Here is a 22281-nt window from a genome sequence, read left to right as displayed (position 1 = left end):
TGGTGGAGGTCTCGGTCGCGGCGGGGACGCTCGAGTCGAATGCGCGAAAGGTGTTGCAGGGCATGCGTATTACTTCCCAGCAGGCGGCGCAGTTGGTGCGAACTGGTTTTAGCGGCTTGCGTGGAGCGGCAGGCAGTTGGGAGTTGCTGCTGGCTATAGGTGGCTTGTATTTGCAGCATGACGCTCTGAGCAGGAATCAGGAAAAAGCGGAAGCGGAGATTGGGCCGAAGGCTTACGAAGCAAAATTGGCATTGCAAGGTTCGCAATTGGGACTGTTGGGAGGGCAACTTGAGGTGGTTGGACTTGTATTGAGGTCAACTGCTGGCCGAATGGGGGGGGCGTGGACCAAAGCCGCTGTAGCCACTGGAGGGGCCTTGATAAGGCTGGGGGCGGTAGTAAGCTCTGTTGCTGGGTTTATCGAAGCCGCTCAGGCTATTTCATCTGCTAAACGCGCTACTGCAGCGGGTGACAGTGTAGCGATGGCGTATTTCTATTTCTCTGCAGCGACTTTTGGGACCGGAGCCATTTTCTTTGCAGGAGCGGTATTCAATGCTTCTCTGCTTGGCCCATTAGGTATTGCTGTGATACTGGTGCTGTTAGCATATACGGCGAGCAAACAAGCTGAAAGAAATGAATCAGACCTACTGGAGCGTTGGGCAAGGCGATGCTGCTTTGGAAAAGCAGATGAAACGCCTATTATTCATTGGGACACTCCAGAATATGCGGATATAGCTTTTGCCGAGCTCAATGCTGCAACGCTGGGTATGCAAGCTAAGCTGCACTTTGAGTCAAGCCTCATAACCAACCCGACAGTGCCTCGGATAGGTGGGTTGGTTGGGTTAGAAGTAGAGCATAAACTGAAATTTCAGATCGTCTTGCCTAGGTATAGGGAAAATGACTCTGCGTATAGCTGGAGTTTGATAGTGCATCGCCATGGAGATGGAGATTTTCCAGAGTTTTCCGGCGGGGAAATCCTTGTTGGTGAAGAGTGCCATGCTTCTTCTAGTGCTGTTTCCCAATCGGTTAACTATTCTGAATTTTCTTCACCGCGCCTTCCTGACTACAAGAGTGATATCGCTTTTGAAAAAAAATTGCATATCGCGGTAGCAGGTGATCAAGAGTTAACGAGTCTAGAGATTTCTGGAGTTGTTGAGCTTCTGCCGACGATAGGAAGTCACTCCGTAGTAGCAGCGACATTACTAGTAATGTTTTGGCCAGATCGTACTATAGACAGTGCGTATGCCGAGGTATGTAACCGGAGGCAGAATGATTGAGCGTGAGTCAAGAGTTTTATGGAAGCGAGAATTGGGCTGGAGCCATGATCTGCCGCATGTGGATGAAGAAACAGTCCCCCGTTTCAATCTGGAGGATATCAGCCCGTCGCCGAACCATATTGACGATGTCTATCTGGAGTTATCGAGGTCCACTCTAATATTGCGTGGCGTTCTGGCCTTGCTCGGTATTCCCGCATTACTGTTCTTTTTTGGTTTGACGCTGTGGTTGTACTGGACTGTCTTGAGTTATGGCTGGACGCGTGAATGGATGATGTACGTTATACTGATTATTGGACCTCTTGTTTGGTTTGGAGGTGTGTTTTCGGTTGTGAAGTTAGATTTGATGCTGCCAAGAGACGAGCCCATTCGCTTTAATCGTCTGCGGCGGAAGGTCTATTTCTATCAATTCCGATACCACTACGTTTACTTGTTCAGCCGTAAGCACTGGGGTGTAAAACCTGTCGCCTACAACTGGGACGACGTAACCGCGGAAGTTTACCGCGTCTACGCTCCCGGCCACGGCGGCCTTATCGAAAATGTCAAGCTGTCGGTCCGCAACCCGGAAACCAACGAAGTCATCGATCGCGTGGAGTTCGCCTCCAACCTATACAAGGGTGAAGCCTACTGGGCCATCGCCCGGCTGTTCATGCAACAAGGCCCCGAAGCCTTGCCAAAGTTCGTGCACCCACCCCGCGACTGGAACGACGACGATGGTCTGAGCCACATGCACTGCCTGGCGCCAAAGGTTGAATGGCCAGCGGACATTGACCGCGAATCCCGTACTGCACCGTCTGAAGGAGAAGCCCTATGAATCCGGTTGTACTTGTAGGCCACCAACACAACTGTCCGCTGCATGGGGTAAACCAGGTCGAAAGCGGGAGCGCTACGTATACGTTTAACGGCAGGCCGGTTGCCAGGGTAGGTGACCGGACCACCTGTGGCGCGGTGATAGAGAGTGGGGCCGGGCATTTCCTGATCGAAGGTGCGGCGGTGGCCCGCAAAGGCGACCGGACGGATCACGGTGGTGTGCTTGAGGAAGGGGATGCCGGGTGGCTGCTGTAAGAGGGGCTTGTGAAGCAGGTATTGAAGTGGATGGCACCGGCTACGCCGGTGTTCGCGGCTAAAGCCGCTCCCACAAAGATGGTGTGTGACCTGGACTTGCGCCGTACCAGCAGGCAACGCGGTGGATGGCCCGGGCTTCGCCCGCTCCCACAGTGATCGTGCAAGCCTTAGGACGCCATGCAAGACAACGTGAGACAGTTAGTTTTTCAGCTATCTGCTGGCGCGTTGATCTGTTTGCCGGGTTTGGCGGCAATTTCAAGGGCTTGGCCGTCCCGCTGTTTGCCTTGGCGGGCCAGGCCTTCGAGTTGCGGTATCAGCATGCCTTCCGGCAAATGCCGCCAGAACCGCCCGGGCATGTGCAGGCGCAGGGCATCGGGGTTGAGGCGGGCGGGGTTGAAGGTATGGCGGTAATAGGTGCGCCATAGTTCGGCACCTGGGTCTTCAGCGTTGCGCGCCCATTGCTGCCAGCGCTCGGGGCACCGACGTTGGTAATCGAACACCTGTCCGTCGAACCGAATGCCATCCTGTGGTGTGGCGATCAACCAGCGCAAACGCCCCAGGCGATCGGCAAAATGGGGGCTGGCACTCTCTAGAATGTCATGCGCCGGTTCGTGGTAGGCGACCAGATCAAGTTGCAGCCGTTCTGCCAACGCTTCTGGCAACGGCACGAAGCGCACAAACGCATGCAGGTGATGCGCCTCTCGGCTGACTTGCTTGATGCGCCGTTGCAGTTCACTGCCCAATCGGTCGCCCGCCAGCATGGCCGTGCGGTCACCATGGGCCACCCGCCAGAGCACTTCGTACAACAGGTTCCACCGTTGCTCGCCGCAGTAACGCGCAGCCTGCTCCAACTGGTTCAGCAGCGCGGCAGGCACCTTGGCGCGAAAAGGGCCAGGGCCTTCGGGGGGCGACGCAGGCACTGCCAGCAGGTCTGCCATCGGGCCTTGTGACCAGGTGACTTGCGAAGGGTCGATGCCATGCCCGAGCAACACACGGGCCTGATCCCGCCACGTGACGAACCGGTCATCGCAGTTGAGCGCAATCATCCCCACAACCCCATCTGCACGGGTGCCTGCGGCTCCCGCAAACGTGCCCGCAGCAAGCCGCTGCGCAGCTCCCCCTGGGCTGGGCGGTAATCGCTGGTGACGATGAACGGCCGCGCCTTGTCCAGCACGCAGCGCAACTGGATCAGGTCGTCATAGCGGATTCGCCGTTCCCGGCGCAGCGCGACCAGGCGTTGCACGCTACGCAGACCAATACCGGGAATGCGCGCCAGCAGCGCAGGCTCGGCGCGGTTTACATCCAGCGGAAAAACGTCACGGTTGGCCAGCGCCCAGGCCAGCTTGGGGTCGATATCCAGCGCCAGGTTGCCGCTTTGCCCAAGCAGCTCACCCGCCTTGTAGCCGTAGCCACGCAGCAGGAAGTCGGCCTGGTAAAGGCGGTGCTCGCGCAGCAGCGGTGGGGCAGCCAGGGGCACGCTGCCCGGGCTGTCGGGGATCGGGCTGAAGGCTGAGTAATACACGCGCTTCAGGCCGTAACCTTGGTACAGCGACTCGGCATTGCGCAGCAGGGTGCTGTCGTCGGTGCTGTCGGCGCCGACGATGACCTGGGTGCTTTGCCCGGCAGGGGTGAAGCGCGGGGCTTTGGGTTCGTTGGCCACGGCTTGCTGGCCCTGGTGAATGACGCCCATGGCCTGACGGATGGTATGCGCGTGTTTTTCCGGCGCCAGGCGCTTGAGGCTGGCTTCGGTGGGCAGTTCGATGTTGACGCTGAGGCGGTCGGCTAGGCGGCCAGCCTCTTCGATCAGCAGCGGGTCGGCATCGGGGATGGTCTTGAGGTGAATGTAGCCGCGGAAGTTGTGCTCTTCGCGCAACAGCCGAGCTACGCGGATCAGCTGTTCCATGGTGTAGTCCGCCGAACGGATGATGCCGGAGCTGAGGAACAGGCCGCTGATGCAATTGCGTCGGTAGAAATCCAGAGTCAGGCGTACCACTTCCTCAGGGCTGAAGCGCGCGCGGGGGACGTTGCTGGAACGGCGATTCACGCAGTACTGGCAGTCGTACAGGCAGAAGTTGGTCAACAATACCTTGAGCAGCGATACGCAACGGCCGTCGGGGGTGTAGCTGTGACAGATACCCATGCCGTTGGTGGCGCCCAGGCCGTCGCCGCCGCGCGAATTGCGCTTGGGCGCACCGCTGCTGGCGCAGGATGCGTCGTACTTGGCGGCGTCGGCCAGGATGCCGAGCTTGGCGATGAGTTGCATGGGTCTGTCTCTTTGTACTGAATATTCATACAGTATTTTGAGATGTGCCGGATTGCAAGTGGTTGTACGCCAGCCATGCCCGAGTAAATCCGTCAGCTAAGCTTGAGGCTGACTTACGGAGAGCAACGAGGCGCGGAAAAGGTTATGAAAATTACCCTGAAGCCGGAGCTGGCACTGGCCGGGCTGGCCTTGGCCTTTGGCATGCTCAACGCCCAGGCTGCGGAAACCAGGAAGGTCGATGTCATGCTGGTGGGCGGTGGCATCATGAGCGCCACGCTGGCGGTCTGGCTCAACGAACTGGAGCCGGGCTGGTCAATGGAAATGGTCGAGCGCCTGGACAAGGTGGCCGAAGAAAGCTCCAACGGCTGGAACAACGCAGGCACCGGCCACTCGGCCCTGGCCGAACTCAACTACACCCCGGAAAAAGACGGCAAGATCGACATCAGCAAGGCGGTGGAGATCAACGAGTCGTTCCAGATCACCCGCCAGTTCCTGGCCTGGCAGGTCAAACAGGGGGTTTTGAAGAACCCGCATTCGTTTATCAATACCACGCCACACATGAGTTTCGTCTGGGGGGACGACAACATCCGCTTCCTGAAGAAGCGCTATGAAGCGCTGCAGGCCAGCCCGTTGTTCAAGCCCATGCAGTACTCCGAGGACCATGAGCAGATCCGCAAATGGGTACCGTTGATGATGGAAGGGCGCGACCCAAACCAGAAACTGGCGGTAACCTGGACCCCGATTGGCACCGACGTCAACTTTGGCGAGATTACCCGGCAATATGTGGGCTATCTGCAGACCCGGCCGAACTTCGATCTCAAGCTGTCCACCGAGGTACAGGAAATCACCCGTAACGGCGACGGTTCCTGGCATGTCGAGTACAAGAACCTCAACGATGGCAGCAAGGCGGCCACCGACGCCAAATTCCTGTTCATTGGTGCCGGCGGTGCGGCGTTACCCCTGCTGCAGAAGTCGGGTATCGACGAAGCCAAGGACTATGCGGGTTTCCCGGTCGGCGGTTCGTTCCTGGTCACTGATAACCCGGCCATCGCCCAGCGGCACATGGCCAAGGCCTACGGCATTGCCGCCACCGGTGCGCCACCCATGTCGGTGCCGCACCTGGACACCCGGGTGCTCGATGGCAAGCGCATGATCCTGTTCGGGCCGTTCGCCACCTTCTCGACCAAGTTCCTCAAGCAAGGCTCGCTGCTCGACCTGCTTGCCAGTACCAGCGTGCACAACGCCTGGCCGATGGTACGGGTAGGGGTACGCGAGTTTGACCTGGTGCAGTACCTGGTCGGCCAGGTGCTGCAATCCGACAATGACCGCTTCGAAGCGCTGCGCACCTACTTCCCCGAGGCGAAGAAGGAAGACTGGCGGCTGTGGCAGGCGGGCCAGCGGGTACAGATCATCAAGAAGGACGAGGCATTGGGTGGCGTGCTCAAGCTCGGTACTGAGGTGGTGATGTCCAGGGACGGTAGCATCGCCGGGTTGCTAGGTGCCTCGCCGGGGGCCTCGACCGCGCCACCGATCATGCTCGATGTGCTCAACAAGGTGTTCAAGGACAAGGTAGCAACGCCGCAATGGCAGGGTAAGATCAAACAGATCATCCCGTCCTACGGAACGCGCCTGAACGACCACCCCGACCAGGTATTGAAGGAGTGGGCGTACACCAACGAGGTGCTGCAACTCGATCCGCCAGCCGGCACCGCTGCGCCGTAGCACGGCGGGGCGCAGGTTTTAACGAGCCACGGGCGCGTCTGCCCAGGCAAAGCGGTAGACGTGACTCGGGGGAGTGGTTTGGCACATGCCGTTGTCGGCATCGGCACGCACTACATACCACTCAGCCCGCGAAGTCTCGCCAAGCTTGCGGGCCTTGTCGGCACTGAAGCAGCGGCCCAGTTCAGAGGCCGGGATCAGGGCGAAGGCGGTGGGGTTGTGGCGCAGCCAATAGACCGCCGCATCCGCCCTGGATTGTCCGGTAAAGCCGAAATGCACGATGGGCTGTCGGGCAAACAGCCAATGCCCTTCTCGCCAGTTGACCAGCACCAGCTCGGCACCGCCGGTGGCGCGTGCCGCTTCGCTCATCAGCGTCTCATGCGGGTTGCGGCCCTCCTTCAGCGGCTCGACGAAGCCGCGGGCGAACCACAGCGCGAACCATAGCAGGGCCACGGCGACAAAGGCTTTGCGCCAGGCCGGCCGGCCCAGCAACCAGCGTTTGAGCAGCCACGGTATCAGCGGGGCGATGGCCAGCACCAGGCCCGGCAGCGCTGGGAAGATGTACAACTTGCGCTTGCCACTGCTGAGGCTGAAAAACAGCAGCACCAACGCCACCCAGCCGAGTAGCAGCCAGAAGCGCCCGTCGCGCTTTTGCAGCTGGCGTCGCCAGGCCGGTACCAGCCAAGGCAGGGCCAGCACCAGCGGCAGCCAGTACTTGGGAATGACCTTGACGAAGAAGTACCAGAATGGCTCGCGATGGTCCCAGGCATTGGTATAGCGGCTGGCGGTCTGGCGCAGCAAGATTTCCTTGAGGTAGGCCAGCTCCGCTGCGCCACCGCCCTGGGCGATCGACATCAGCAGGGGCACAAGCCACACCGCGCAACCGGCCAGCAGGCAAAGCAGCCCAAGGCCCCAGCGCCAACCCTGGCCAGGCATGGCCACAACGCCGTGCCAGCCTTGGCGCACCGCCCAGGCATAGGGCAGCAGCATCAGCGCCGGGACAAAGCCCACGCCTTTGCTGATGATGCCCAGCCCCATGGCCGCACAGGCCAGGTAGAACCAACCCCACGCCGGCCCCAATAGCAGGTGGCGCACCATGCCATAGAAACCCAACGCCACCCACAGGCACAGGAAGCTGTCGATCTGTCCGGTGCGCAGGATGCTGTAGCTCTGGTAGGTGGCCAGGAACAGCAAGGCGGCGATCACGCCAATGCGCCGGTTCCACAGGCGCCGCCCCAGGTCGTGCAGCACCCAGGTGATGGTTGCCGCCGACATCAACCCGGGCAGGTAGAGGGCAACCTTGGGCGAGCCGGTCAGTTGGCTGAACAGGGCCACGGTCCACATGAAGAGCGGCGGCTTGTCGCCGTAGATTTCCGCTGCCCGGTGGGGGATGAACCAGTTGCCGCTTTGCAGCATTTCCAGGGCTACGCCGAGAAAGCGCTCTTCATCCACATTCATCGGCTGTCGCCAGCCGATACCTGCACCCACCAACACTACGGCGAGGGCAATCAGGGCCAGGCGTTCGGCCCCAAGCGTCTTGAACCTCGGCAAGGGCTATTCCTTCTGTTCCTGGTGGCGGGCGATCAGTTGCAGGTTGCGCAGGTAGACCAGAAAGCCGAAGCTCTGGCCGATGATGAACACCGGGTCCTGGCGGTAGATGGCGTAGGTCAGCAGCAGCGCACTGCCGAGCATGCTCAGATACCAGAAACCTACCGGGATCACGCTGCGGCGCTTGAACTCGCTGTACAGCCACTGCAGCACGAAGCGCCCGGTGAACACCGCCTGACCGGCGAAGCCGATGATCAGCCACAGGGTTTCGCGGGTCATCCTTCAAACTCCTGCGGGCGGCTGCCCAGGCGGGTGCGGCGAATCAGCCACCACACCCCGAACAAGTCGAGGATGCCGACAAGGGCGCGGTCCAGGTTGCCGTACTTGGACACCCCGGCATGGCGTGGTCGGTGGTTGACCGGGTGCACCAGCATGCGGCCGTTGTGGCGCAGGATCAGGGCCGGGATGAAGCGGTGCATGTGGTCGAAGTAAGGCAGGCGCAGGAAGGCTGCGCGCTCGATCAGCTTCAGCCCGCAGCCGGTGTCTGGCGTGGCGTCTTTGAGCAGGCGGCTGCGCAAGCCGTTGGCAACACGCGAAGCCCAGCGCTTGCTCGCGCTGTCTCGGCGGTTGACGCGGTGCCCGGCGACCAGTTTCACGCCACCGGCCAATGCCTGGTTGGCGCGCACCAGGTCGAGCATGCCAGGGATGTCTGCCGGGTCGTTCTGGCCGTCGCCGTCGAGGGTGGCCAGCCAGTGGCCGCGGGCAGCCTGCGCGGCGTGCCAAAGCGAGGTGCTCTGGCCCAGCGAGCGTTCGTGGCGCAGTATGCGCAGCTGCGTGTAACCCTGGCTTTTCAGTTGCTGAAGTACGCTCAGGGTGCGATCGCTGCTGCCGTCATCGACCACCAGTACTTCATAGTCTTCGGCGGCCAGTGCGGCGCGGATTTCCATCAACAATGATGGCAGGTTGTCGACCTCGTTCCTGGCGGGGATCAGTACCGAGAGGTCAAGTGGATCTGTCATGAGGCTACCTGTGGTCTTGTTGTGAGTGCGCGGCTCAAACCCGGTAAAAATCCCGGTACCAGCCAACGAAAGCGTTAATGCCGTGTTCCAGCGATGTGCCCGGGGTGAAGTCGACCCAGCGCGCCAGCGAGCCCACATCGGCCCAGGTCTCCAGCACGTCTCCCGCTTGCAGTGGCAGGTAGTCGCGCTGGGCCTTGATGCCCAAGGCGTCCTCCAGACACTCGACGAAATGCAGCAGCCGCACCGGCTGGCCGCGACCGATGTTGAACAGCTGGCAGGGCGGTCGCCCGTGGGCAGGCTGTGGTGGCTTCAGGCGCAGGCGCAGGATGCTTTCGACAATGTCGTCGATGTAGGTGAAGTCGCGCCCCATCAGGCCGTTGTTGTAGATCTCGATCGGGCGGCCTTCGAGCATGGCGCGGGTGAACTTGAACAGCGCCATGTCGGGGCGGCCCCAAGGACCGTAGACGGTGAAAAAGCGCAAACCCGTGGTCGGTAGGCGATACAGGTGCGCATAGCTGTGCGCCATCAGTTCATTGGCGCGCTTGCTGGCGGCATAGAGCGACACCGGCTGCTCGACCGGATCGTCGACGCTGAACGGCAGCTTGGCGTTGGCGCCGTACACCGAGCTGCTGGAGGCGTAGATCAAGTGGCGCGGCGGTTGCTGGCGGCAGGCTTCGAGCATATTGAGGAAACCGACCAGGTTGGCCTGGCCATAGGCGCCGGGGTTGTCCAGCGAATAGCGCACCCCGGCCTGGGCCGCCAAGTGGATCACTTCACTGAACGCCTGCCCGCTGAACAGCTGTTGCAGGTCGACGCTGTTGGCGATGTCGAGGGGCTGGAAGCGGAAATTGGCGAAGCTGGACAGCTGTTGCAGGCGCGCCCGTTTCAGCTCGACACTGTAGTAGGCATTGAGGTTGTCGATGCCGATCACCTCGATGCCAGCCTCGCACAGGCGGCACGCGACGTGGAACCCGATAAAGCCGGCCACACCGGTAATCAGTACGGGCATGCTGGCTGCACCTGGCCGCGGCCGATACCGTAGTAGGTCAGGCCGGCGGCGGTCATGTGCTCGGGTTCAAACAGGTTGCGGCCGTCGAACACCACTCGATCGGCCAACAGCTCCTGCACCTTGTCCAGATTCAGCACACGATAGTCCTGCCACTCGGTGACGATGACCAGCGCATCGGCGCCTTCCAGTGCATCGTCCTTGCACGGCACCAGTTGCAAATCGGCGCGCAGGCCGTAATGCCGAAGGATTTCGTCCATCGCCTGCGGGTCGTGGGCCTGTACTCGCGCGCCAGCAGCCCACAGCGCTTCCAGCAAGGTTCGGCTGGACGCTTCGCGGATGTCATTGGTGTTGGGCTTGAACGACAAGCCCCACAGGGCGAATACCTTGCCCCGCAGGCCATCGGGATAATGCCGCTGGATCTTGCTGAACAGCCGACCCTTCTGATGTTCGTTGACCGACTCCACCGCACGCAGCAACTGCGCCTCGAAGCCTTCAGCCTCGGCGCTGCGGCGCAGGGCTTGCAGGTCCTTGGGGAAGCACGAGCCGCCAAAGCCGCAGCCGGCGTAGATGAAGTCGTAACCGATGCGCGGGTCGGAGCCGATGCCGCGGCGCACCATTTCGATGTCGGCCCCCAGGTGCTCGGCCAGGTTGGCGATTTCGTTGATGAAGGAGATCTTGGTCGCCAGCATGCAGTTGGCCGCATACTTGGTCAGCTCGGCGCTGCGTGCATCCATGATCATGAGTTTTTCGCGGTTGCGGCTGAACGGCAGGTACAGCTCGCGCAATAACTCCACCTCGGCCGGTTCGGCGCCGCCGATGATGATGCGGTCCGGCCGCATGCAGTCGTCCACGGCCGAGCCTTCCTTGAGAAACTCCGGGTTGCTGATTACCTGGAAGCGAGCGGGGGCGGCGACGGACTGGGCTATGCGCGACTTGATGCGGTGCACCGTGCCGACCGGCGCGGTGGACTTGTTGACGATCACCGCGCCGTCAGCGTGTTCGAGAATGCTGTCGACCACGGCGAACACCTGCTTCAGGTCAGCGCTGCCATCGGCTTGCGGCGGTGTGCCGACTGCAATGAACTGCAGCCTGGCGTAGTTGGCTGCTGCCCTGGCGTCAGTGGTGAAGCGCAGGCGGCCACAAGCCAGGTTTTTTTCCAGCATCGGCGCAAGGCCGGGCTCGAAGATCGGGCAATGGCCTTCATTGAGGGTGGCGACCCGCTCAGCGTCGACATCCATGCACAACACCGAGTGCCCCACCTGCGCCAGGCACACTGCCTGGGTGAGGCCGACATAGCCGGTACCGAAAACCGTGACTTTCATCGTTCAGCTCCTTGATAGGAAAGCTGAAAAAAATGTCACAGTGTTGTTTAGGATTTGTTACCTGATGGATGAATTGAGCCGCTATGTGGTCGGGATCCCGTTGCGTGCGGGCAGAAGATCTAGACTTACCCAGTGCTCGCGATAACGCGCTGTAGGGCGGGCACAAACCCTTGAACCGACCACCGCCTCCCCGGATCGGAGTTCCCTCGCTGGCGATGGCCTTCTTGCAGAGGAGGGCAGGTCATGGACGAGGCAAGGCTTCACGATTTCATGGGCAAGGTGGTGGGCGACATGGGCGCAGCGGCGACCCTGGCCAATGTCATCCTGGGCGACGAACTGGGGTTGTATCGAGCGATGGCCGATAGCCAGCCAATTACCCCCGAAGCGCTGGCGGAAAAAACCGGCTGCCATCCGCGGCTGGTGCGCGAATGGCTGAACGCCCAGGCCGCTTCGGGTTACATGGCACACGTCAAGGGCTCTTTTGTGCTGCCCGAAGAGCAGGCCATGGCCCTGGCGCTGGAGGACTCCCCGGCTTATATGGCCGGTGGGGCCGCCGTGATCGCTGCGCTGTTCCATGACAAGGACAAGCTGGTCGCGGCCATGCGAGGCGATGGCGGGCTGGCCTGGGGGGACCACCACCCGTGCATGTTCAGCGGTACCGAGCGGTTTTTCCGACCCGGCTACCGTACGTTTCTGGTCGCTGAGTGGTTGCCAGCGCTCGAGGGTGTGGTGGCCAAGCTACAGGCGGGGGCCAAGGTCGCGGATGTAGGCTGCGGGCATGGCGCCTCGACGCTGGTCATGGCCCAGGCGTTTCCAGCGTCTACCTTCGTCGGCTACGACTACCACGGGCCTTCCATCACCACCGCCAACGATCGTGCGCGTGAGGCGGGGCTAGCCGAGCGGGTGAGTTTTCAGCAGGCCAGTGCGAAGGATTACCCGGGACATGACCATGACCTGGTGTGCTTCTTCGATTGCCTGCACGACATGGGCGACCCGGTGGGGGCGGCCAAGCATGCCTATCGGGCGTTGAAGGCTGACGGCACGGTCATGCTGGTAGAACCTTTTGCCGAGGATTCGCTGGACGGCAACCTGACGCCGGTAGGGCGCTTGTTCTACGCAGCCTCTACCTTCATCTGCACGCCGAATTCGCTGTCGCAGGAGGTGGGCTTGGGGTTGGGTGCGCAAGCCGGTGAGGCGCGCTTGCGGGCGGTGTTCGAGGAGGCGGGGTTCAGCCGCTTCCGGCGTGCGACGCAGACACCGTTCAACCTGATTCTGGAAGCTCGGAAGTAGGGTGTGGTCCTGCACGGGCCTCTTCGCGGGCTTGCCCGCTCCCACAGGATCATTACAGGGCCTGGAAACGCAGAAGGGGCGCCATGTGGCGCCCCTTCTGTTTGTTGCTTAGGCTTCAGCGTCCCAAGGACGATCGCCTTTTTCATCTTTGACGCGGGTTGGCAGGCCCATCACGTCAAGCGCCTTGAGGAACGGCTCGGCTGGCAGCTCCTCGACGTTGACCATGCGCTTGGCATCCCATTCGCCACGGGCAACCAGCAGGGCGGCAGCCACTGGCGGTACACCGGCGGTGTAGGAAATGCCCTGGCTGTCGGTCTCGGCGTAGGCTTCTTCGTGGTCTGCCACGTTGTAGATGAACACTTCGCGCGGCTGGCCATCCTTGGTGCCTTTGACCAGGTCACCGATGCAGGTCTTGCCGGTGTAGCCAGGGGCCAGGGAGGCCGGGTCTGGTAGAACGGCCTTGACCACTTTCAGCGGTACCACTTCCAGGCCTTCGGCAGTTTTTACCGGTTGCTCGCTGAGCAGGCCCAGGTTCTTCAACACGGTGAACACATTGATGTAGTGCTCGCCGAAGCTCATCCAGAAACGCACGTTCGGCACGTTGAGGTTCTTCGAAATCGAGTGAACTTCGTCGTGGCCGGTCAGGTAAAGGTTCTGCGAGCCTACCACTGGCAGGTCGTCGGTACGCTTGACCTCGAACATGGTGTTGCTGGTCCACTGGCTGTTCTGCCAGCTCCACACTTGCCCGGTGAACTCACGGAAGTTGATTTCCGGGTCGAAGTTGGTGGCAAAGTATTTGCCATGCGAACCGGCATTGACGTCGAGGATGTCGATCGAATCAATGCTGTCGAAATACTGCTGCTGCGCCAGTTTGGCGTAGCTGTTCACCACACCCGGGTCGAAACCGACGCCGAGAATGGCGGTAATGTTCTTTGCCTGGCACTCTTCGAGGTGTTTCCACTCGTAGTTGCCATACCACGGCGGGGTCTCGCAAATCTTGCCCGGCTCTTCGTGGATGGCGGTGTCCAGATAGGCGACACCCGTATCGATGCAGGCACGCAGCACCGACATGTTGAGGAAGGCGGAACCTACGTTGATCACGATCTGCGATTCGGTCTCGCGGATCAGCGCCTTGGTTGCCTCGACATCGAGGGCATTGAGCGAGAAGGCCTGGATGTCGGCGGGTACCTTGAGGCTACCCTTGGCCTTGACGCTGTCGATGATGGCCTGGCATTTGGAGATGTTCCGTGACGCGATAGCGATACGACCCAGTTCGTCGTTATGCTGCGCGCACTTGTGGGCCACCACCTTGGCGACACCTCCTGCACCAATGATAAGAACGTTCTTCTTCAATTTACCTTTTGCTCCTTACTTGGAAAGCCGGCCTTACGACAGGCTGGAAACGTAGTCTTCGAAACCGAACTCGCGGACGACTTCGACGCTGCCGTCGAGTTGCTTGACCACGATGGATGGCATCTTCAGGCCGTTGAACCAGTTTTTCTTGACCATGGTGTAACCCGCCGTGTCGATGAACGACAGGCGATCGCCAATGGCCAACGGGCGATCGAATTGGTACTCGCCGAAAATGTCACCGGCCAGGCACGACTTGCCGCAGACCATGTAGGTGTGCTCGCCGTCGTTGGGGGCCATCTTGGCGTTGAGGCGGTAGATCAGCAGGTCAAGCAGGTGTGCTTCGATCGAGCTGTCGACCACGGCCAGGTGCTTGCCGTTGTACAGGGTGTCGAGCACGGTCACTTCCAGCGAGGCGCTGTTGGTGATGGCTGCTTCGCCCGGCTCCAGGTACACCTGCACGCCGTACTTTTGCGAGAAGGCTTTGAGGCGCGCGCAGAAGGCGTCTACCGCATAGTCTTCACCGGTGAAATGGATGCCGCCACCGAGGCTGACCCACTCGACCTTGTGCAGCAGGTGACCGAAGCGCTCTTCGATGTGCGTGAGCATCTTGTCGAACAGGCCGAAGTCGCCGTTCTCGCAGTTGTTGTGGAACATGAAACCGGAGATCTGTTCGATCACCTGCTCGATCTTGGCAGGGTCCCATTCGCCCAGGCGGCTGAACGGACGTGCCGGGTCGGCCAGCAGGTAGTCAGAGCTGCTGACCTGCGGGTTGACGCGCAGGCCGCGCACTTTGCCTTCGGACTGTTCGGCAAAGCGCTGCAGCTGGCCGATGGAGTTGAAGATGATCTTGTCGCAGTTCTCGAGCATTTCCTCGACCTCGTCGTCGGCCCAGGCCACGCTGTAGGCGTGGGTCTCGCCGGCGAACTTCTGGCGGCCGAGCTTGAGCTCGAAGAGGGAGGACGAGGTGGTGCCGTCCATGTACTGCTGCATCAGGTCGAACACCGACCAGGTGGCGAAGCACTTGAGGGCGAGCAGCGCCTTGGCACCGGAGTGTTCGCGCACGTAGGCGATCTTCTCCATGTTGCTGAGCAGCTTGGTTTTATCGATGAGGTAATACGGCGTCTTGATCATTTAAAGGCCCCCGGCCAGGCCGGCCAAAAAAAGGACACGCATTGTGCCTTCACTTGCCGCAGACCGAAAGGGTGCGATACGCATTTCGTCAGGGTTGACGCCGTTGCGAGGGCATTTTTCCGGTTGCGGCGGGCTCAGTAGAACAGGCGCATGTGACTGTCGTAATCACCACCGACGGGCGGCAGCCTCAATCGGCTTGCTGCAACCACGCGTGAATCTGCTCAAGCGTTGCCGTAGCGCCACCACAAACCACCACCAGCACATTCTGGTAGTGCGCCAGGACGCCTGGCGCATACGCCAATGCCAGCGCCGCTCCACACGCTGGCTCGACCAGTACGCGATGGTCCAGCAGGAACCGCTCACAGGCTTCCAGCGCTGCGCGATCGCTGACCAGGTGGCTGTGCACCGGGTGTTGCTGTGCGCAGGCCAGCGCCTGATCGGCTACCCGCTTTGCCCCCAGCGATGTTGCCACCGAGGCGATGCGCTCCAGCTCGACCGAATGCCCCGCCTGCAGGGCCGCGTGCAGCGACGCGGCGCCGTGGGTTTCCACCGCCAGCACCGGTACATCACCCCAGCCATTGCGCTGCAGCCCCTCGACCACGCCGCTGAGCAAGCCGCCACCCCCTACCGACAGCACCACGGCGTCCGGTTTGACGCCTGCTTCGGCGACTTCATCGATCAGGCTGGCATGCCCGGCCCACAGCAGCGGATCGTCAAACGGGTGGATGAACGCATCATCCGGCCCCACCAAGGTCTGCGCCAGGGCGTTGGCCTCTTGCCAGGAGCTGCCATGCACCACCACGTTGGCGTCTTCCAGGCGCAGCAACTCCTTGGCCCGCTCGGTGGTGGTCTCGGGGACCACCACGGTCACCGGCACACCCAGTTTGCGCCCTGCATAGGCCACCGCCAGGCCGGCGTTGCCGCCCGAAGACGAGATGAACTGCCGGGCGCCACGGGCCTGATGCACTTCGCAGGCATGGCCCACCCCGCGCAGCTTGAACGAGCCGCAAGGTTGCAGGGCATCGAGCTTGAGCCAGATGTTTCGGCCCGCGGCCAACGACAGGGAGCGGGATTCGATCAGGGGGGTGTGGATATGCAAGGTCATTGGCTGGTTCCGCGTAATTGTTCAAGGTAGTTGTAAATGGTGTAGCGGGTCACGCCGAGCGCACTGGCCGCCTTTTCCACGCCGCCTTTGACGATGAACAGGCCACGCTCCTGCATGACCCGCACCGCCTCGACCTTGGCCTGTTTGTTCATCCGGCCTTGGCCGCTGCGTTGCAGGGAAGCCTGGATGATCTCGCTCATCAGCAGCTCCATGTCGGCGGGTTCGCTGACGGCAGGCGTGGCCCCCAGCGGTTGGAACTGCTGGAGAAAGCTCATGGCGGCGTCCAGGCCGGTGACGTCGGTGTTGACGCATAGGCTGGCGAAGGGGTGGCCGGTGCTGTCGCGAAAGATCGCAGTGGCGCTGCGCAGGGTGCGGCCCTTGAGCGTGGTGGGGTAGTCGGGTAGTACCACCGGCTCGCTGCCGTGCTGGTCGGCCGAGGCCTGCATCAGTGCCTTGAAGCCTTGATCCTGCTCTGGGGCGGCGAGGATCGGGCTGCCGACGCTGCGGCCGGAGAGGTGACCGTTGACGATCGCCACCACGGAATGCTCCGGGTGGTCCAGGTCGTGCAGCAGGATTTCCATGTTGCGTGCGGCGACGCTGCCCAAGGCCTGGATGGCGGCCTTGAGCACCGTGAGGGTGAGGTGGCGTTCTTCGCTGGGGGGGATAGGCATGGCACATCGCAATATCAACGTTTTGTGTATTTTTACACATAAAGTTGAATTGTGCGATCTGTGGTGGTTGTACCGGCCCATCGCGGGCAAGGCAGCGCCCACAGTTACTGCACGACCCTTGAGGTTTGCAGTTTCCTGTGGGCGCTGGCTTGCCGGCGATGAGCCGCAAAGCGGCCCTTGTAAAAGTCAGCCCAGCGCCGGGGTGCGCGGCGGAATCATACGGCGCGAGCCAGTCGCCTCGAAGGCTGCACCAAAGCTCAACAACGCATTGTCACTGTAAGCCCGCCCGGCAAAGGTCAGCCCCACCGGCATGCCGATGTCGGCCATCACCCCCATTGGCACGGTGACGGTCGGCACACCCAGGTGACGGATCGCCAGGTTACCGTTGGCCACCCAGATACCGTTGCTCCAGGCGATGTCCGCTGATGCCGGGTTGACGTCGGCATCGGCCGGGCCCACATCGGCCACTGTCGGGAACAGCACAGCGTCCAGGCCCAGATTGTCCATCCAGTCTTCCAGGTCCAGTTTGCGCGTGTGCTCCAGGCCACGCAGGCCGTCGGGCAAGGTCTCGATCTGGTCCCAGGTCTTCAGCCCGCGCTTGGCCATGTTGACGTACTCGTCCATGCCGGCGGCCAGGTCGTCTTCGCGGTTGGGCAGGGTGCCCGGGTCGTGGGGGAAAATCTGTGGGCCATCGACATCGGCCAGGCGGTTGAGCTTCGGGTCGCCGTTGGCGCGCAGGAAGTCGTCAAAGGCCCACCCCGACAGCTCCCACAGCTCGTCATGCAGGAACTCCTTGCTGACGATGCCACGGTTGTAAACGGTCGGTGCGCCCGGGCGGTCGCCCTCGCAGTTCGACACCAGCGGAAAGTCCACTTCCAGCACTTCGGCGCCGGCCGCCTCCAGAGCCTGGCGTGCCTGTTGCCACAAATCAATCACAGTGGCACGGGTGTTGATGCGTTGGCCAGTCGGGCCACCGATGCCTGGTTTTTCGCAGGTGCCTGCTTCGGCATCGGCATTTATATACATGCGCGGTACGCCAAAGCGTTTGCCCTTGAGTGCGCTGGCATCCACTGCCAGGTCCAGATAAGAAGCTGGGCGCACGGTGGATGCCGCCGGTATTGGCACCCAAGGTTGCAGACGCCACAGGTCGCCGCGCTTGTCAGCGTCATCGGCGACCACCACGTCGAGGATTTCCAGCAGGTCGGCCATGGTGCGGGCGTAAGGAACCACCACGTCCATGGTCGGGGTCAGCGGCCAGTTGCCACGCACCGAAATCACGCCGCGCGAGGGGGTGTAGGCGCACAAGCCATTGTTGGACGCCGGGCCACGGCCACTGGACCAGGTTTCCTCAGCCAGGCCGAAGGCACTGAAGCTGGCGGCGGTGGCGGTGCCGGCACCGTTGGATGAGCCCGAGGCGAAGGGCGCAGTCAGGAAGTTGGCGTTGTACGGGCTTTCGGCGCGGCCATACACGCCGCGCTGCATGCCACCGTTGGCCATGGGCGGCATGTTGGTTTTGCCCAGGCACACAGCACCCGCGGCGCGCAGGCGCTCGATGGTGAAAGCGTCGCGCTGGGCGACCAGATCCTTGAAGGCAGGGCTGCCGGAAGCGGCGGTCAGGCCTTTGACCAGGTAGCTGTCCTTGGCGGTGTAGGGAATGCCATCCAGCGGGCTCAGGACCTGGCCTTGAGCGCGGCGGGCGTCGGAGGCCTCGGCTTCTTTCAGCGCCTCGGGGTTGCGTACCACGACAGCGTTCAGGGCGGTGGCGGTGTCGGCGCCATCGTAGGCGTCGATGCGCGCCAGGTAGGCCTTGACCAGCTCGACCGCCGTCGTGCGGCCCGACTCGAGCGCGTCGCGCAGCTCGGCAATGGAAACCTCGGTTACCTCGATCATGCGTTCACCAAAAAAATGTGCAGGTGGGGGCTAATGCGAGGAGTGTACAAGAAGGGCTTGGCGGACGCAGGTTTGCGCGGGGGCAAATGGTTTTATGCAAGCGGGCATTGTCGGGGTCGCACAGCGACCCCGGCTAACCCTCAATCCAGGTCCTGCGCCGCATGCCGCTCGGGCACCTGGCTGGCCTCATCACCCCACGTGCGGTTTACCCGCGTTCCGCGCTGCACCGCCGGGCGCAGGGCAATTTCCTCGGCCCAGCGCTGCACGTTGGGATACTCATCCACCGCCAGGAATTCTGCCGCGTCATACAGGTTGCCGCGCACCAGCTGGCCATACCACGGCCACACGGCAATATCGGCAATGCTGTACTCATCACCGCCCAGGTAGCGGCTCTCGGCCAGGCGGCGGTCGAGCACGTCCAGTTGACGCTTGGCCTCCATGGTAAAGCGGTTGATCGCGTATTCGATTTTTTCCGGGGCATACACGTAGAAGTGACCGAAGCCACCGCCCAGGTAAGGCGCCGCGCCCATCTGCCAGAACAGCCAGTTCAGGCTCTCGGCGCGTGTAGCGGGCGATTTTGGCAGCAGTGCGCCGAACTTGTCTGCCAGGTACAGCAGGATCGAACCCGATTCGAATACCCGCACAGGCGGTTCGACGCTGCGGTCGAGCAGGGCAGGGATTTTGGAATTGGGGTTGACCTGGACGAAGCCGCTGGAAAACTGGTCGCCCTCACCAATGCGGATCAACCAGGCATCGTACTCGGCTGCGGTATGGCCCAAGGCAAGCAGCTCTTCAAGGGCAATGGTGACCTTGACGCCATTGGGGGTGGCCAGGGAGTAAAGCTGCAGAGGGTGGTTGCCTAGCGGCAGGTCCCTGTCGTGTGTCGGGCCGGCAACAGGGCGGTTGATGCTGGCGAACTGGCCGCCGGACGCTGCTTCATTGCGCCAGACCTTGGGTGGCACGTAGGCGGGCTTGCTCATGCATGAATCTCCTTCATTGGCGCGAAACGGTCACGTAAAGACGTGGACCTGTATCTATGCCACGGGTTCGACGCCATGCGCAAATGCATAGGGTGCGCGCGCAACGTGCATGACGAGGGTTTCATCCAGTTTTCATCCGGCGCACGCCAGGCCGGCTTTATGCTGGGCTATCGCTTCGCCCTGCAAGGAACCGCCGGCCGATGACTATTCCCCGCTGCGTGTTGGCGCTGGTCCTGATCGGCGGCCTGCTGGCCCATGCCGAGGCTGGGCCCCGGGTTGTCGGCCTGCACCACATGACCTTGGTCGACCCGGTCGATAGCCGGCCGATGCAAGCATTGGCGTTCTACCCCGCTATCGGTAAACCCCGTAGCAGCCGTATAGACGGCTATCCAGTCGAGGTGGCTGAAGAGGCACCCGTCGCCACGGGCCGGTTCCCGTTACTGGTATTGTCCCACGGCAATACCGGCAGCCCATTGGCGCTGCATTACCTGGCAACTTCGTTGGCGCGGCGAGGCTTTGTGGTGGTGGCAGTCGTGCACCCTGGGGACAATGCCCACGACCACAGTCGTCTGGGTACTCTGAGCAATCTGTATGGCCGGCCGCTGCAAGTCAGCGCCGCCATCACCGCAGCCCGCGATGATGCTTTGGTCGGGGCTTACCTGGATGAAGGCAAGGTGGGCGTGATCGGTTATTCAGCCGGTGGCGAAACCGCGTTGATCCTTTCCGGTGCGCGCCCGGACCTGGACCGCCTGCGCCAGTACTGCCTGGAGCGTCCGACCGACGCCGACGCCTGCAAGACCCACGGCATCTTGATTGCCGACCGCAGCGAACTGGCGCCGCAGGCCGACCAGCGGGTAGGGGCGGTGATGCTGATGGCGCCGTTGAGCCTGCTGTTCGGGCGCCATGCCTTGGCGGGGGTTCAGGTGCCAGCGCTGATCTACAGCGGTGATAGCGACCAGCTGGTGGCGGTGGACCGCAACGCCGAAGCTCTGGCCCGCAAGCTGCCGGTCACTCCCGATTATCGCCTGTTGGCCGGCGCCGGCCACTTTGTGTTCATGGCCCACTGCGACGCCGAGCAGTACGCGCGGATGCCGGCGCTGTGCAAGGATGCCGAGGGTGTGGATCGCCGCCATATCCATCATTCGCTGGCGCGTGAAACGGCGGCGTTCTTCAGCCAGGCGCTGGGCGCGCCGCAACTGGCCGAACGATCAGCCGCGGCGAGCGCGCCGCGATAGCAACAGCGTTAGGCCCACCCCGGCCAGGGCGAGCAGGGCAGCCACGCAGAAGATCGAGGCATAGCCCAGGTGTACGGCTACTGCGCCCATCAGCGGGCCGGCGATAGCCAAGGCCATATCGAAGAACACCGCATAGGCCCCCAGCCCCGCGCCGCGGCTGTTGCTGGGGACCTGCCTGATTGCCTCGACGCCCAGCGCCGGGTACACCAGCGACAGCCCGAAACCGGTAAGCCCCGCGCCGACCAGTGCCCAGGCCGGCGCAGGCGCCAGCCACAGCAGGCTCAGGCCCAGCACTTCGGTGGCCATGCAGGCGACCGCCACGTTGTAGCCACCAAACCGGTTGACGGCATTGACGAATAAAAGCCGCGAAATGATGAAGCACACCCCAAACGCACTGAGGCACCAGGCTGCGCCCAGCCAACCTCGCTCCAGGTAGTACAAGGTGACGAAGGTGGTCAGGGTGCCATAGCCGATCGAAGCCAGGGTCAGGCCAAGACCGCACGGTGCGACCCGGGCAAACGCCGACCAGAATGGCAGGCGCTCGCCGCGCGCCACCACCACATCGGGGCGCTTTCGCAACACCAGCAGGGCAAGGGTTGCCAGCATCAGCAAAGCAGGCCCCAGCACGCTGAAGTCCAGCCCATCCACGGCCAATACGCCCAGTGGCGCGCCAATAGCGATGGCGCCGTAGGAGGCGATACCGTTCCATGAGATCACCCTGGCGGTGTGTTCGGGGCCGACCTGGCTGATGCCCCAACTCAAGGTAGCCACGCCGATCAGCCCCTGGGCGATGCCGAGCAGCAAACGGCCGCCAAGCAACAACGCGAGGCTCAGCAGTGGCAGCGTCAGGGTCCAGGCCGATAACAGCGTCAATACCCCGCAGCCGGCAATCCCCAGCAGGCCGAAGCGGATGGCTCGCTTGCCCCCGAGGGTGTCTGCAACGCGCCCGGCAAACGGGCGGCTCAGCAGGGTGGCCAGATATTGCAAGCCGATGGTCACCCCGGCGATCACCGCACCGAAGCCCAGCTGGTCGTGCACGTAGCCGGGTAACACCGCAATGGGCAGGCCGATGCAGAGGAAGGCAATGAAGGTGTAGAAAACGATCGACAGGATCTGCAGGGTGATGTGCAGCGTATGGCTGGCGGGGGCAGGTTGTTGCGCGGTCATGGGCTCTTTCGCGGGCGGGCGGTTGGGCGTGGTCCCATCATGGCCGTTGTGCGAAGGAAAAGAAAGCAGGCTAACGAATTATTCGCCAGGGTGTGGCTGTGGCAGCGGACTTGTCCCCTGAATGGGAGTACGCGGTGCCTGGCAACGGCTTCGCCGGTGTTCGCGGGACAAGCCCGCTCCCACACGTCCCCTGCTTGACTGGGCTCTTGGGAGCGGGCGTGCCCGCGAAAACGCCGGCCCAGC

Annotated in this window: 19 protein-coding genes and 1 pseudogene; 6 read left to right on the top strand and 14 right to left on the bottom strand. The window is 62.2% G+C overall.

Annotated features, from left to right (window positions below; translation table 11 throughout):
- The 3 genes and pseudogenes from ACK1VC_RS18810 to ACK1VC_RS18800 form a co-directional block, all read left to right on the top strand.
- A pseudogene (locus ACK1VC_RS18810) lies at positions 1-1274 on the top strand (T6SS effector BTH_I2691 family protein); the annotation flags it as partial.
- Positions 1267-2085 carry a DUF6708 domain-containing protein gene (locus ACK1VC_RS18805; protein WP_224372510.1) on the top strand — a complete coding sequence of 273 codons (819 nt, stop codon included), beginning with the start codon at positions 1267-1269 and terminating at the stop codon, positions 2083-2085. The pseudogene ACK1VC_RS18810 and the gene ACK1VC_RS18805, both read left to right, overlap by 8 nt.
- Positions 2082-2336: a PAAR domain-containing protein gene (locus ACK1VC_RS18800; protein WP_016499958.1), complete on the top strand. Its 255-nt coding sequence runs from the start codon at positions 2082-2084 to the stop codon at positions 2334-2336. Before ACK1VC_RS18805 ends, ACK1VC_RS18800 begins: the two co-directional genes overlap by 4 nt.
- A 206-nt stretch (positions 2337-2542) precedes the next feature.
- On the opposite strand, the gene ACK1VC_RS18795 is transcribed toward ACK1VC_RS18800, so the two are convergent.
- Complete coding sequence (locus ACK1VC_RS18795; protein WP_016486572.1) at positions 2543-3388, bottom strand: TIGR03915 family putative DNA repair protein; 846 nt, start codon at positions 3386-3388, stop codon at positions 2543-2545.
- Entirely contained in the window at positions 3379-4599 is a 1221-nt protein-coding gene (locus ACK1VC_RS18790; RefSeq protein WP_016486573.1) for a putative DNA modification/repair radical SAM protein, read from the bottom strand. The genes ACK1VC_RS18795 and ACK1VC_RS18790 overlap by 10 nt, the downstream gene beginning before the upstream one ends.
- A 144-nt stretch (positions 4600-4743) precedes the next feature.
- Between ACK1VC_RS18790 and mqo the strand changes: the two genes are divergently transcribed.
- On the top strand, positions 4744-6321 hold the full coding sequence (gene mqo, locus ACK1VC_RS18785; protein ID WP_023048175.1) for a malate dehydrogenase (quinone): 1578 nt from the start codon (positions 4744-4746) through the stop codon (positions 6319-6321).
- Between the two features lie 18 nt (positions 6322-6339).
- Here the strand turns inward: mqo and ACK1VC_RS18780 are convergent, their stop codons facing one another.
- From ACK1VC_RS18780 to ACK1VC_RS18760, 5 genes are read right to left on the bottom strand one after another with little or no spacing between them, the layout of a single operon-like run.
- Complete coding sequence (locus tag ACK1VC_RS18780) at positions 6340-7869, bottom strand: ArnT family glycosyltransferase (protein WP_191087665.1); 1530 nt, start codon at positions 7867-7869, stop codon at positions 6340-6342.
- Between the two features lie 3 nt (positions 7870-7872).
- Positions 7873-8145: a lipid-A-disaccharide synthase N-terminal domain-containing protein gene (locus tag ACK1VC_RS18775; RefSeq protein WP_016486575.1), complete on the bottom strand. Its 273-nt coding sequence runs from the start codon at positions 8143-8145 to the stop codon at positions 7873-7875.
- The gene (locus ACK1VC_RS18770; RefSeq protein ID WP_016486576.1) at positions 8142-8885 is read right to left on the bottom strand and encodes a glycosyltransferase family 2 protein; all 744 of its coding nucleotides are present in this window, start codon (positions 8883-8885) and stop codon (positions 8142-8144) included. The genes ACK1VC_RS18775 and ACK1VC_RS18770 overlap by 4 nt, the downstream gene beginning before the upstream one ends.
- A 34-nt stretch (positions 8886-8919) precedes the next feature.
- On the bottom strand, positions 8920-9894 hold the full coding sequence (locus tag ACK1VC_RS18765; protein ID WP_023048172.1) for an NAD-dependent epimerase/dehydratase family protein: 975 nt from the start codon (positions 9892-9894) through the stop codon (positions 8920-8922).
- Complete coding sequence (locus tag ACK1VC_RS18760; RefSeq protein ID WP_095117166.1) at positions 9882-11216, bottom strand: UDP-glucose dehydrogenase family protein; 1335 nt, start codon at positions 11214-11216, stop codon at positions 9882-9884. Before ACK1VC_RS18760 ends, ACK1VC_RS18765 begins: the two co-directional genes overlap by 13 nt.
- Before the next feature lie 243 nt (positions 11217-11459).
- Between ACK1VC_RS18760 and ACK1VC_RS18755 the strand changes: the two genes are divergently transcribed.
- Positions 11460-12506 carry a class I SAM-dependent methyltransferase gene (locus ACK1VC_RS18755; protein ID WP_095117164.1) on the top strand — a complete coding sequence of 349 codons (1047 nt, stop codon included), beginning with the start codon at positions 11460-11462 and terminating at the stop codon, positions 12504-12506.
- A gap of 108 nt (positions 12507-12614) precedes the next feature.
- On the opposite strand, the gene ACK1VC_RS18750 is transcribed toward ACK1VC_RS18755, so the two are convergent.
- From ACK1VC_RS18750 to yghU, 6 genes are all read right to left on the bottom strand, one after another.
- Positions 12615-13859, bottom strand: a complete 1245-nt coding sequence (locus ACK1VC_RS18750; protein WP_003248123.1) for a saccharopine dehydrogenase family protein — start codon at positions 13857-13859, stop codon at positions 12615-12617.
- A 33-nt stretch (positions 13860-13892) separates the two neighbouring features.
- Positions 13893-14990, bottom strand: a complete 1098-nt coding sequence (locus ACK1VC_RS18745) for a carboxynorspermidine decarboxylase (RefSeq protein WP_016486580.1) — start codon at positions 14988-14990, stop codon at positions 13893-13895.
- Between the two features lie 187 nt (positions 14991-15177).
- Entirely contained in the window at positions 15178-16095 is a 918-nt protein-coding gene (locus tag ACK1VC_RS18740; protein WP_060516581.1) for a pyridoxal-phosphate dependent enzyme, read from the bottom strand.
- On the bottom strand, positions 16092-16766 hold the full coding sequence (locus tag ACK1VC_RS18735; RefSeq protein WP_016486582.1) for a helix-turn-helix transcriptional regulator: 675 nt from the start codon (positions 16764-16766) through the stop codon (positions 16092-16094). Before ACK1VC_RS18735 ends, ACK1VC_RS18740 begins: the two co-directional genes overlap by 4 nt.
- 186 nt (positions 16767-16952) lie before the next feature.
- Entirely contained in the window at positions 16953-18656 is a 1704-nt protein-coding gene (locus ACK1VC_RS18730; protein WP_016486583.1) for an amidase, read from the bottom strand.
- A gap of 140 nt (positions 18657-18796) precedes the next feature.
- Complete coding sequence (gene yghU, locus ACK1VC_RS18725) at positions 18797-19636, bottom strand: glutathione-dependent disulfide-bond oxidoreductase (RefSeq protein WP_023048169.1); 840 nt, start codon at positions 19634-19636, stop codon at positions 18797-18799.
- A gap of 200 nt (positions 19637-19836) precedes the next feature.
- On the opposite strand from yghU, the gene ACK1VC_RS18720 reads away from it, so the two are divergent.
- Positions 19837-20871 carry an alpha/beta hydrolase family protein gene (locus tag ACK1VC_RS18720; RefSeq protein WP_016486585.1) on the top strand — a complete coding sequence of 345 codons (1035 nt, stop codon included), beginning with the start codon at positions 19837-19839 and terminating at the stop codon, positions 20869-20871.
- Here ACK1VC_RS18720 and ACK1VC_RS18715 read toward each other — a convergent pair.
- Positions 20845-22038: an MFS transporter gene (locus ACK1VC_RS18715; RefSeq protein WP_191087667.1), complete on the bottom strand. Its 1194-nt coding sequence runs from the start codon at positions 22036-22038 to the stop codon at positions 20845-20847. The two genes, ACK1VC_RS18720 and ACK1VC_RS18715, sit on opposite strands and share 27 nt — an antisense overlap.
- Between the last annotated feature and the right edge of the window lie 243 nt (positions 22039-22281).

This window comes from Pseudomonas sp. XP2, assembly GCF_053557975.1.
Note: the sequence above shows the minus strand (reverse complement) of the source record. Positions and strands in the feature narration are given on the sequence as shown.